Origin of the sequence: Nesterenkonia sp. PF2B19 (assembly GCF_001758425.2) — a bacterium.
Taxonomy (GTDB): Bacteria; Actinomycetota; Actinomycetes; order Actinomycetales; family Micrococcaceae; genus Nesterenkonia; species Nesterenkonia aethiopica.
In genome coordinates this window covers 25,641-36,688 of the sequence record NZ_MDSS02000036.1, presented here as the reverse complement: position 1 = coordinate 36,688, position 11,048 = coordinate 25,641, and the positions used below count along the sequence as shown (strand labels likewise).

At 70.2% G+C, this 11,048-nt stretch carries 10 protein-coding genes; 4 read left to right on the top strand and 6 right to left on the bottom strand.

Annotation, left to right across the window (positions count from 1 at the left end):
* Both BCY76_RS18160 and BCY76_RS11395 read left to right on the top strand, forming a co-directional pair.
* Positions 1–228, top strand: a 228-nt coding sequence (locus BCY76_RS18160; RefSeq protein WP_201791120.1) for a hypothetical protein, incomplete at its 5' end; no start/stop codon positions are given.
* A 184-nt stretch (positions 229–412) separates the two neighbouring features.
* Positions 413–1,858 carry an APC family permease gene (locus BCY76_RS11395; protein WP_070160774.1) on the top strand — a complete coding sequence of 482 codons (1,446 nt, stop codon included), beginning with the start codon at positions 413–415 and terminating at the stop codon, positions 1,856–1,858.
* A gap of 12 nt (positions 1,859–1,870) precedes the next feature.
* On the opposite strand, the gene BCY76_RS11390 is transcribed toward BCY76_RS11395, so the two are convergent.
* The 4 genes from BCY76_RS11390 to BCY76_RS11375 all read right to left on the bottom strand — a co-directional run bounded on the left by BCY76_RS11390 (position 1,871) and on the right by BCY76_RS11375 (position 6,868).
* Positions 1,871–3,964, bottom strand: coding sequence for a TRAP transporter permease (locus tag BCY76_RS11390; protein ID WP_083277576.1), 2,094 nt, complete (start codon positions 3,962–3,964; stop codon positions 1,871–1,873).
* Positions 3,961–4,440, bottom strand: a complete 480-nt coding sequence (locus BCY76_RS11385; protein ID WP_070160772.1) for a DUF1850 domain-containing protein — start codon at positions 4,438–4,440, stop codon at positions 3,961–3,963. Before BCY76_RS11385 ends, BCY76_RS11390 begins: the two co-directional genes overlap by 4 nt.
* A 55-nt stretch (positions 4,441–4,495) precedes the next feature.
* On the bottom strand, positions 4,496–5,596 hold the full coding sequence (locus BCY76_RS11380) for a TAXI family TRAP transporter solute-binding subunit (protein ID WP_070160770.1): 1,101 nt from the start codon (positions 5,594–5,596) through the stop codon (positions 4,496–4,498).
* Positions 5,597–5,737: 141 nt separating this feature from the next.
* Positions 5,738–6,868, bottom strand: a complete 1,131-nt coding sequence (locus BCY76_RS11375; protein ID WP_070160769.1) for an Mrp/NBP35 family ATP-binding protein — start codon at positions 6,866–6,868, stop codon at positions 5,738–5,740.
* Between the two features lie 82 nt (positions 6,869–6,950).
* On the opposite strand from BCY76_RS11375, the gene BCY76_RS11370 reads away from it, so the two are divergent.
* Both BCY76_RS11370 and BCY76_RS11365 read left to right on the top strand, forming a co-directional pair.
* Positions 6,951–7,760 (top strand): hypothetical protein, encoded by an 810-nt coding sequence (locus BCY76_RS11370; RefSeq protein WP_139827755.1) that lies wholly within the window; start codon positions 6,951–6,953, stop codon positions 7,758–7,760.
* A gap of 96 nt (positions 7,761–7,856) precedes the next feature.
* Entirely contained in the window at positions 7,857–8,741 is an 885-nt protein-coding gene (locus BCY76_RS11365; RefSeq protein WP_139827754.1) for a general stress protein, read from the top strand.
* Positions 8,742–8,756: 15 nt separating this feature from the next.
* Here BCY76_RS11365 and BCY76_RS11360 read toward each other — a convergent pair whose 3' ends face one another.
* Positions 8,757–9,029 carry a GlsB/YeaQ/YmgE family stress response membrane protein gene (locus BCY76_RS11360; RefSeq protein ID WP_070160764.1) on the bottom strand — a complete coding sequence of 91 codons (273 nt, stop codon included), beginning with the start codon at positions 9,027–9,029 and terminating at the stop codon, positions 8,757–8,759.
* Positions 9,030–9,393: 364 nt separating this feature from the next.
* A complete protein-coding gene (locus BCY76_RS11355) occupies positions 9,394–10,989 on the bottom strand; it encodes an aminopeptidase P family protein (RefSeq protein ID WP_085437702.1) in 1,596 nt (531 codons plus the stop codon).
* Positions 10,990–11,048: the final 59 nt, after the last annotated feature.

The window sequence follows — 11,048 nt, the reverse complement described above, 5'->3', positions numbered from 1 at the left end:
CGCCCGCCGTGCCGGCACCGCTGGGGCCGCCCACCACCAGAAGTCCGCAGACCCCCGGGAGGTCTTCGGGCCGGGAAGGACGCCAAGAGCTCGGGCGCACTGGCGGCCGGGCTGGCCGGTGCCTCCGTCGCCGGAATCACCGGCTCGGCCTCGCTCGACGACGGCGACGGTGCGGGATCGGCCGACACGCCCCCGACGCCGGCGCCCTTCGACGTCGACGCCACCTGAGCCGGGTCCGTCAGCTCACGGTCCGTCATCCGGTGGTCCCTCCGCCGGTGCCGGGTCCGCCGGCGCTCCCTCAGGTCGGACTCGAAACCTCTGAGGACACGTCCCTCTGACGCGCCTATCGTGTGGTCCACACCTTCAGCGGAGGGCGTCACACCGCTGGACGAGGCGAGGCCGGGAGGACCACATGGGTGAGGCGACGACGGAACGACGATTCATCAAGTCCCTGGGAAGTCTGGAGACGTTCTTCCTCGGATTCGGCGCGATGATCGGCTTCGGCTGGATCGTGCTGACCGGAGATTGGCTGAACAGCGCCGGCACGTTCGGCGCTGTGAGCGCCTTCGTCATCGGCGGGATCATCATGGCACTGGTCGGGCTGGTCTATTCCGAGCTGGTCTCGGCGATGCCCCTGGCCGGCGGGGAGCACAACTACCTGCTGCGAGGCTTCGACCCGCGGTTGGCGCTGCTCGGCTCCTGGGGCATCGTGGGTGGCTACATCACCGTCGTCGCCTTCGAGGCGGTGGCCATCCCTCGTACGGTGGCCTACATCTTCCCGCAGGTGCATCAGATCCCGCTGTGGACGATCGCCGATTCCCAGGTGCACCTGACCTGGGCGCTCATCGGATCCGGCACCGCGGTGCTGCTGACCTGGCTGAACATCCGCGGCATCAAGCCGGCCAGCCTCTTCCAGACCTCGGTGATCATCTTCGTGGTGGTGGTGGCCGTGGTCATGCTGGCCGCCGCGATCTTCGGCGGGGAGCCCTCCCATGCGGAGCCTCTGTTCACCGGGGGCGGGGCCGGCATCATCGCCGTGCTGGTGATGGTGCCCTTCCTCTTCGTCGGCTTCGACGTCATCCCGCAGTCCGCGGAGGAGGTCAACCTTCCGGCCCGGAAGATCGGCCGCCTGGTGGTCGTCTCGGTGCTCGCCGCGGCCGCGTTCTACATCCTGATCGTGCTGACCACCTCGGTGGCGCTGCCGGCCACTGAGATGGGCGATTTCGATCTCGCGACCGCCGACGCCATGGCGGTGCTCATGGGCTCCCAGTTCTGGGGGAACCTGGTGGTGGCCGGAGGCCTCGCGGGTCTGCTGACCTCCTGGAACGCGTTCCTCATCGGCGCCTCCCGGCTCATCTGGGCCATGGCGAACTCGGGCATGCTGCCTGCATGGTTCGCCGTGCTGCACCGCCGCAACGGCACCCCGGTCAACGCGCTGCTGTTCATCGGCGGGATCTCGGTGATCGCCCCGTTCTTCGGTGAGGTGATGCTCGTCTGGCTGGTGGACTCCGGGTCGCCGAGCATCGTGATCACCTACCTGCTGGTCGCCCTGGTGTTCCTGGTGCTGCGCCGCCGCGAGCCGGACATGCCTCGGCCCATGAAGGTCGGCAGCGGCTCGCAGGCCGCAGGGACGGCCGTCGGCGTGGCCGCCGTCGCGTCCTCCGCGCTGATGCTGATCCTCTACCTGCCGGGCATGCCGGCGTTCCTGGAGCCCCAGCCCTGGATCATGTTCGGGCTGTGGTGGCTGCTGGGCATCACCTTCATGCTCCGCCTGCCCGGCGGGGTGACGCCCGGGCCCCGGGCGGAGGAGGACCTGCTGGCCGCCCTCGCCGCCCGGCGTCGTCGCCGCTCCGGCTGAGCGCCGGACGGATCAGATGGCCTTCAGGCTCAGCTTGCCGGCGCTGCGGGCCCTGAGCAGCTGCACCCCCAGCACGGCGATCACCAGGGCCACGCCGATCACGTCGTAGAGGACGTCGGCGGAGAGCATCATCACCGCGCCGACGGCCAGCACGAGGCGCAGATACCAGGCCATGACCACCATGAAGTGGCCCTCCAGCGCGACACCCAGCAGCAGCACCGCCACCAGGGCGGAGGCGACCACCGTCACTCCGGTGAGCAGGTCGACGTCGCGCAGCAGCAGGTCCGGGTTGTAGACGAACATGTAGGGGATCACGAAGCCGGCAGAGGCCAGCTTGAAGGCCGCCCCGCCGGTGGCCATGGGCTTGCCCCCGCTGATGCCAGAGGCGGCGAAGGCCGCCAGCGCCACCGGTGGGGTGATGTTCGCGAACAGGCCGAAGTAGAAGACGAACAGGTGGGCCACCAGGGGCTCCACCCCGAGCGTCGTCAGCGCAGGGGCTGCCATGGTGGCGGTGACGATGTAGGCCGGGATCGAGGGCAGTCCCATGCCGAGGACCAGGCAGGCCAGCATCGTCATCACCAACGTCCAGAACAGCACCCCGCCGGAGAGTTGCACGATCGCCGAGGCCAGCGTCACCCCGAATCCGGAGATCGTCACCACGCCCACGATCACGCCCACCGAGGCGCAGGCCACCGCGACGCCGAGGGCCGACCGGGTGCCGTCCTCCAACGCCTGGAGGACGTCCCGCAGACTCATCCGGCTGGTGCGCCGCAGCATGGCCACGGCGATGGTCACCAGGATGGTCAGGAACGCCGAGTACAGGATGGTGCGCCCGGAGAAGAACAGCATGTAGAGCAGGAACGCCAGCGGGATCAGCAGGTGGCCGCGGTCCTTGAGGACGCCCAGCACATCCGGCAGGTTCTCCTTGGCGATGCCCTGCAGCCCCATCCGGGTGGCCCGCAGGTGGATCTGTGCGATCAGGCTGACGTAGTACAGCAGGGCCGGGACGATGGCCGCCAGGGCCACGGTGGTGTAGGGGACGCCGATGGTCTCGGCCATGATGAAGGCCGCCGCACCCATGATCGGTGGGAGCACCTGGCCGCCGACGGAGGCGCTGGACTCCACAGCCCCGGCGAAGTTGCGGCTGTAGCCGATCTTCTTCATCAGCGGGATGGTGAACGCCCCGGTGGAGACTACGTTGGCGATGGCCGAGCCGTTGATCGAGCCCATGAACCCGGAGGCCAGGGTGGCGACCTTCGCGGGGCCGCCACGGCCCTGTCCGGCGATCGCCAGCGCGAGGTCGTTGAACATCTGGCTCATCCCGGACTTCGCCAGGAAGGCGCCGAAGAGGATGAACAGGAAGATGTAGGTCGAGGAGACGCCGATGGCGGTGCCGAAGATCCCCTCGGTGGTGGTGTAGAACTGGTCGGCCAGGGTGTTCCAGTCGTAGCCGCGGTGCCGCAGGAGTCCGGGCAGCTCGCGCCCGTAGAGTCCGAAGAGCACGAACAGCAGCGCCAGGATGGGCAGTGCCCAGCCGGTCACGCGGCGGGCGGCCTCCAGCACCAGCACCACCAGCAGGGTGGCCACCACGATGTCACTGGTGGTGAACCGTCCTGCCTGGAGCACGATCTGCTCGTAGTTGCTCCACATGTACCAGGCGGGCACCAGCGAGAGCAGCGCCAGGGCGGCATCCGGGATCCGCCACCACGCGGCCTGGGCCTTCCGGGAGGGCGGGTAGAGCATGAAGACCAGGAACAGGATCAGGCTGACGTGCAGCGACCGGTGGATCAGGGTGGGCGGCGCGCCGAAGTAGGCCGTGTAGAGGTGGTAGACGGCGGTGAAGATCGCCACCGCGCTGATCAGCAGCGCCAGGGGACGCCAGCGGGTCTGTCGGACTCGGGACTCGGCGTCGTACTTCGCGGCGGCCTCCGCGGCCTCCTGCTCGCGGGCGCGGCGCTCCTCCTCCGAGTCGGGGATGACCTCCAGGGTGCCGTCCGCGCTGATCGGCAGCTCTGTCGCGTCGGCGGAGGAGTCGTGCCGGACACCGCCCGGTGGACGCTCCGGGCCTGTCTCGCCGTCGTCGGAGGTCTTCTTCTCCCTGATCATGCTGGCCTCAGTTCTACGGGTTCATTGTCGGGAAGCTGCAGGGGGTCGAGGAGGTCGGTGTCCTCGTCGATGCCGATGCGGTAGTCCACCCGGTGCGAGTGGATCCAGCGGATCGCCTCGAAGGGGCGGTCGATCTCGGTGATGACCACCCTGCCGTCCTCCAGGGTGACCACGCCTTCGTCCAGGGGCATGCCGGCGCCGTACTCCTGGAACTCGGTGCGCACCAGCAGCAGCCCGTCGGCCTCGACGCGATAGCTGTCGGTCCACCGGGAGCGCTCGATGGAATGGACCCAGGAGTGGGTGACGACCGCTCCGGTCTCCACCGGCCAGGAGGCGTAGACCTCCTGCGTGCGCTGGTGACGGCAGATGAGCCGACGCTCCGAGCCGCAGGCGGTCAGCGCCGCCAGCACGCTCGGTGCGGCGATGACGACGGCGGCCGCCCCACCGACTCGGGTGAGCAGCCGCCGTCGAGTCATGGCCGGGGCGCGGACGAGCCGGTGCGGACCGAGCTCCCTCGCGCCCGAGCCGAGGTCACTCGTCGTCGCCCTCGTCCTCAGCGTCGTCCTCAGCGTCGTCCTCAGCTGCGTCGTCAGCGTCATCAGCGTCGCCGTCCTCCGCGTCCTCGGCGCCGGTGTCCACACCCTGCTCCTCGAAGTACTGGGCGGCTCCGGGGTGCAGCGGGATGACCAGGCCGTCGGTGGCGGTCTCGAGCGTGATGTTCTCCGCCTCGGCGTGGGAGGCGTGGATGCGGTCGATGTTGTCGAACAGGGCGGCGGTGATGTCGTAGACCGCCTCCTCGCTCAGCTCCGAGGACGCCAGCAGGTGGTTGGTGACGCTGACGGTCTCCACGTCCTCCTCGTCCTGGTAGGTGCCCGCCGGGATGACGCTCTCGCCGAAGAACTCGTACTCGCTGAGCAGGTTCTCCCGGCCTTCCCCGTCGATCGGGACGGTGATGAAGTCCGTGTTGGTGGCGAGCTCGGTCAGCGACGGGTTCGGCAGACCCGAGGTGGCGAAGAGGGCGTCGATGTGTCCGTTGGCCATCTGGTCGGTGGCCTCCGCGTAGGACAGGTAGTCCTCGTTGATGTCGTCATAGGACATGTCGTAGGCGCCCAGGACCATCTGCGCGTTCAGCTCCACGCCCGAGCCGACGTCACCGACGGCCACATTGGCACCGGCGAGGTCCTCCACCGACTCGATGCCCGCGCCGTCCCGCGCGATGAGCTGCACGGTGTTCGGGTACATCGTCATGATCGCGAGCAGACCATCGCGGGGGTCGTCCTCGAACGGACCGGTGCCCTCGAGGGCCTGCACGGTGGCATCCCCCATGGTGAAGGCGATCTCGGCGTTGCCGTCGGTGAGCAGGTTGATGTTCTCCGCCGAGGCGCCGGTGGCCTGCACAGAGGTGTCGGCGCCGAGCTCGTCCGCGAGCAGGTCCGCCATCGTGGCGCCGATCTGGTAGTACACCCCGGAGGAGCCTCCGGTGGCGATCGTCAGGAAGTCGGCGTCCTGGCTGCCGACGTCCTCGCCGCCCTCGGCCGCGGAGTCGCCGTCGTCGCCGCAGGCGGTGAGCAGCAGGGCGGAGGCCGCCAGGACGGCGCCGGCCGTCCGGGCTCGAGGATAGGTGCGGGTCATGGTGTTCTCCCTCGTGGATCTACGGTGCTGGTGCAGGTGCGCAGCACGACGTCCTGTGATGCACAGCACCATCCTAGGCGAGAGGGGTCACCGGAGCAGGGATGACGAGCCGACGCTGTCGGCGCGGAAGGAGGCGGCGGCTCAGGCCGGGCCGAACGGCAGTCGACGTTCCGTCAGGCTCCGGGGCCGCTGGGCGAGCGCGGAGGCGATGCTGCGCAGCGCCGTGCCGGCGGGGGAGTCGGGTGCGGAGAGGACGGCGGGGGCGCCGTCGTCGCCGGCCTGGCGCAGGCCCGTGTCCAGGGGGACGCTGCCCAGCAGCGGAATCTCTCGCCCCAGCTGGTCGGAGAGCCGGTCGGCGACGATCTGCCCGCCGCCGCTGCCGAACAGGTCCAGGGTGCTGCCGTCCGGCAGCGTCATGGGTCCCATGTTCTCCACGACGCCGGCGACCTTCTGCTCGGTCTGGGTGCTGAGCGCCCCCGCCCGCTCGGCGATGGAGGAGGCGGCGGCCTGCGGGGTGGTCACCACCAGCAGCTCGGAGCCGGGCAGCAGCTGCGCCACAGAGATCGCGATGTCCCCGGTGCCCGGCGGGAGGTCCAGCAGCAGGACGTCCAGGTCGCCGAAGTGCACGTCGGTGAGGAACTGCTCCACGGCGCGGTGGAGCATGGGGCCCCGCCAGGCCACCGCCTGGTTGCCGTCCAGGAACATGCCGATGGAGATGGTCTTCACCCCGTGCGCCACCGGTGGCAGGATCATCTCGTCCAGGCGGGTGGGCCTGTCCGTGATGCCCATCAGGTCCGGCACCGAGAAGCCGTGGATGTCGGCGTCGATCAGCCCGACCTTCAGACCCTGGTCGGCCAGGGCACAGGCCAGGTTCACCGTCACCGTGGACTTGCCGACCCCGCCTTTGCCCGACGCCACCGCGTAGACCCGGGTGAGGCTCTCCGGTTGGGCGAACCGGTTGATGCGTCCGGACTCGCCGCCGCGCAGCTGCTCCTTGAGCTCGGCGCGCTCCTGCGGGGTCATCACGTCCAGCTCGACGGAGGCCGTGGTCACGCCCTCGGCGCGCACCGCGGCGGCGGTGACGTCGTCCACGATGCGGCTGCGCATCGGGCAGCCCTCGATGGTCAGCTTGATGTGGATCCGCGCGGCACCTTCGCCGTCCACGGAGATGTCGCCGACCATGCCCAGCTGGGTGATCGGCAGCCGGATCTCCGGGTCCAGGACCTCGGAGAGTCGGGTGCGGATGCGCTCGGTGACGGGGGAATCAGACACCCGCCCAGTCTAGGGGCGCGGGCCGGGTCGCGTCAGGCGTGCCGATGGTCCCGGCGGCTCGGGGCGGGCATACTGGGCGACTATGGAGGAGAGCAGGGCGCATCCGTTGCGCGGTGACCAGGAGCAGGCCTTCGAAGAGTCCTGCCGCTCGGCGATCGAGCGCCTCTCCGAGGCGGTGGACCTGGTGCTGATCCACAATGAGCGTGAGGTCCGCGGAGATCAGCCTCGCCGCGTGCTCAACCCCATGATCGTCCTGCTGGCCTTCTCCGCGCTGGAACGTCAGCTCGTGGATCTGCACCACCTGGGCCGGGGCCGGCAGTGGCACGGGCCCGGCACTGCGCGGACCCCGCACGGCCGATCGGTGTTCGCAGCGGAGGGCGACGATGGCTGGCGCGCGATCCTGGCGGGTCTGACACGGTCGAGGCTGCCGGAGGAGCTGCGGGTGAGGGTCTTCTCCGGGTGGCGAGGTCGGTCACCGCAGGGCCCGAGGCTTGTCACGGGTGCTCTGGGCGCCGACGGTTCGCCCGGTGACCTGGATGAGGAGCTGCGGCGGTGGCGCACCACGCGCAACGGGATCGCCCACCATTGCCTGCCGCAGCAGATGGCCCACGACGACCACCTGGTGCCCCTCTCGGATGCGGCCACGGAGCGCACGACCACGATCCAGGCCGGTGCCGCGCGGGCATGCCTGGCCACGATGGTCCAACTGGTGGACCAGATCACCGTCCATGTGGCCGCGGCGGCGGACTTCCCTGCCGACGCCGTGCCGAGACCGCCCGGCTGGTGGTTTGCCGACGATCCGCCGCAGCGCGTCCGCGGAGTGAGGGATCCGGGACGGCTGTGGGGTCCGCATGACCTCCCGCGCGGGCTCGTCCACCAGCTGGGGCGCTGAGCGCCGCACAGGTGCGCCCTGTGCGAACTCACAGCCGGACGAGGACCGACCGCGTCCGGGACGGGGCAGAATGGTGGCATGGCGACCAATGCTCCGATGACATCCCCCCAGAACAGCGGGCTGCCCCGCGGTGAGCTCCTGGGCCGTTACCGGTCCTATGAGGATGCCCAAAAGGTGGTGGACCACCTGGCCGCCGCCGACGGCTTCGACATCAAGGCGCTCTCCATCGTGGGCAACGACCTGCGGACCGTCGAGCACATCCGCACCCGGCTGTCCTATCCGCGGGTGGCCGGCGCCGGTGCGGCGCAGGGCGCCATGTTCGGGGCGTTCATCGGACTGCTCATCGTGCTGTTCAGCCCGGAGTCCGGTCTTCCGGACCTGCTGCTGGCGGTCCTGCTGGGCATGGCGATCTGGATGATCGTCGGGGTGATCAGCTACGCGATCCGCAAGGGGCGGCGGGACTTCGCCTCGTCGTCGCAGCTGGTGGCGACCACCTTCGACGTCGTCTGTGACTTTTCCGTGGCCCACCGGGCGCGGCAGCTCGTCCCCGGCGCGGGAGTGCGCGGCGTGACCGCCTATGACGACCCCACATCCCAGCCCTTGGCACCGAACCAGCAGTCGCCGGACCAGCAGTCGCCGAACCAGCAGCCGGTGAGCCAGCAGCCGTCGGCGGGTGCCGACGTCGCGTCCCCGGCCGCGGGTGCTCCGGAGGGCACCAGCGATCCTGCTCAGCAGGGCGGCGCCTCGGCGGCGCAGCCTCGCGCGGGCTACGACGACCTTCCTGACGGCAGGCCCCGGTTCGGCGTCCGTGTGGACCAGCAGCCCGTGCAGGAGCAGCGTTCCCCGGAACAGCCCGTGCAGGAGCAGCGTTCCCCGGAACAGCCGGCGCAGGAACAGCCGGCGCAGGAACAGCCGGGCGACGACCGCTCTGCGGCTGACGGGGCACAGGAGGGCCGGCCCCAGGAGTCAGACCGTCAGTGATCGGCGAACAGGGCCTCAGGCCTCAGCGCCGCGCCGCCCGGTGATGGCCTGCCAGAGGAACGCCACGATCACGCCGCCGCCGATGGCGAACAGCCAGGTGCCGAGGTCGAAGAAGGCATCGTTGACGTTGACGCCGAAGATGGCGGAGGCGATGAATCCGCCGACCAGTGCGCCCAGCACACCGGTGATGAGTGCGGCGATCCACCCTCCGGGCTGCTGGCCGGGCAGGATGGCACGAGCGATGGCGCCCGCGATGAGACCGAGGACGAGCCAGCCGATGATGCTCATGGGAGCCTCCTAGGGAAGTCGACGGGACCTGTCTGGTCCGTGCCGTCAGGATAGGACCGGCCCACGGCGTCTGAACAGCCATGGCGAGCTCGTGTCCTCGATCGAGGAGTCACTTTCCGGCGACTCGGGCCCTGGGTGACGCGCGTCAGTGCCGCGGTGCGTGCCGGAGAATGACCCCCGGATCAGTCAGGCAGCCCGGATCGGTCGGACGGGCCATGACGGACCGCGCCGACACCGCCCCTGCGTAGACGGTCCCGGGCGAATAAGAGCCCCGGGTGCCGATTCATCATGGCACCCGGGGCTCTGTTCACGTGACAGGGGCCGGGGGGATCGTCCGCCGCCCGTGTCCGCCGGAGGGCGGGCCTCAGCGCTCCCAGATCCCGCGCATCCACGCCTCCACGTCCTCGGCGGTCCGGGGGAGCGCGGCCGAGAGGTTCTCGGCACCGTCGGCGGTGACCAGCACGTCGTCCTCGATCCGTACCCCGATGCCGCGGTACTCCTCGGGCACCGCGAGGTCCTCGGCCTTGAAGTACAGGCCGGGCTCGATGGTGAACACCATGCCCTCTTCGAGGACGCCGTCCAGGTAGAGCTCCCGCTTGGCCTGGGCGCAGTCGTGCACGTCCAGTCCCAGATGGTGGGAGGTGCCGTGCGGCATCCACCGGCGGTGGTGCTGACCCTCCTCGGACAGGGCCTCCTCGAGACTCACCGGCAGCAGTCCCCAGGAGTCCAGGTGCTCGGCGAGCACGCGCACGGCGGTCTGGTGGATCTCGCGGAAGCGGATGCCCGGCCGGACCACCTCGAAGGCGGCGTCGGCGGCGGCCAGCACGGCCTCGTAGACCCGCCGCTGCACCTCGCTGAAGCTGCCGCTCACCGGCAGGGTGCGGGTGATGTCTGCGGTGTAGAGGGAGTCGGCCTCCACGCCGGCGTCCAGCAGCAGAAGGTCGCCCTCGCGCACCTCGCCGGTGTTGCGGATCCAGTGCAGCACGGTCGCGTTGTTGCCGGAGGCCGCGATCGTGTCATAGCCGAGGTCGTTGCCCTCCAGGCGGGCCCGGGCGAAGAACGCCCCCTCCACCACGCGCTCGCCGCGGCTGTGGCCCACCGCGCGGGGCAGTGCGGCGACGACGTCGTGGAAGCCGGCGATCGTGGAGGCCACCGAAGTGCGCAGCTGCTCCACCTCCCAGTCGTCCTTGACCAGCCGCAGTGCGGAGAGGTGCTCGGCGAGCTCGGCGTCCAGCGAGTCGGAGGCCTCCAGGTCCACGCCGGTGTTGATGCGGGAGGTGTCCACCAGGGCGTCGACGTTGAGGTCCACCTCCCGCAGCAGCCGGATCCGGGTGCCGCCGATCTCCACGGCGCCGGCGTTCTTGGTCACGGCCACCTCCAGTTCGGAGAGGTCGGCGGTGCGCAGGCCCAGGCGCTGGCGGAACTCGTCGAGCCCCGGGCGCGGGCCGATCCAGAACTCGCCGTGGCGGGCGTCGGCGTAGAACTCCTCGGAGTCCCGGCCGGCCATGGGCTTGAAGTACAGCGTGCACTCGTGGTGGCCGCCGTCATCGCCGGCACCCTCGTCCACGGGCTCGAACACCAGGACCGCATCCGGCTCGTGGTCGACCCCCAGCCCGGTGAGGTGGGCGAAGGCCGAATGCGGGCGGAAGCGGTAGTCGGTGTCGTTGGAGCGGACCTTCAGCGGTCCCGCCGGAAGGACCAGCCGTTCCCCGGCGAAGGCTTCGGAGACCCGACGTCGGCGCTGTGCCGCGTGGTCGGCAACGGCGTCACGGTCGTGTCGGACGTCCTCGGCCGGCGCCCAGGAGGACGCCATGAACTCGCGGAACGCGTCGGAGGTGGGGCGCTGGGACCGGTTGGAGCCCCGGTCCTCGAGCGGCTGGTCGGCGGACTCGTCCGCCGTCGTCGACGGCGCCTCGCCGGGCGCCCGAGTGGAAGAAGCATGATTCTGCGAACTGAGCATGGACACCAGTGTTCCACTTAACGGCGGCCGCTCCCACCGTGGACGAGGCCACTCACCCT

What these genes read in the sequence shown, in the direction of transcription:
- BCY76_RS11395 (WP_070160774.1), top strand. Translation starts at nt 413, where the DNA reads ATGGGTGAGGCGACGACGGAACGACGATTCATCAAGTCCCTGGGAAGT.
- BCY76_RS11390 (WP_083277576.1), bottom strand. Translation starts at nt 3,964, where the DNA reads ATGATCAGGGAGAAGAAGACCTCCGACGACGGCGAGACAGGCCCGGAG.
- BCY76_RS11385 (WP_070160772.1), bottom strand. Translation starts at nt 4,440, where the DNA reads ATGACTCGACGGCGGCTGCTCACCCGAGTCGGTGGGGCGGCCGCCGTC.
- BCY76_RS11380 (WP_070160770.1), bottom strand. Translation starts at nt 5,596, where the DNA reads ATGACCCGCACCTATCCTCGAGCCCGGACGGCCGGCGCCGTCCTGGCG.
- BCY76_RS11370 (WP_139827755.1), top strand. Translation starts at nt 6,951, where the DNA reads ATGGAGGAGAGCAGGGCGCATCCGTTGCGCGGTGACCAGGAGCAGGCC.
- BCY76_RS11365 (WP_139827754.1), top strand. Translation starts at nt 7,857, where the DNA reads ATGACATCCCCCCAGAACAGCGGGCTGCCCCGCGGTGAGCTCCTGGGC.
- BCY76_RS11360 (WP_070160764.1), bottom strand. Translation starts at nt 9,029, where the DNA reads ATGAGCATCATCGGCTGGCTCGTCCTCGGTCTCATCGCGGGCGCCATC.
- BCY76_RS11355 (WP_085437702.1), bottom strand. Translation starts at nt 10,989, where the DNA reads ATGCTCAGTTCGCAGAATCATGCTTCTTCCACTCGGGCGCCCGGCGAG.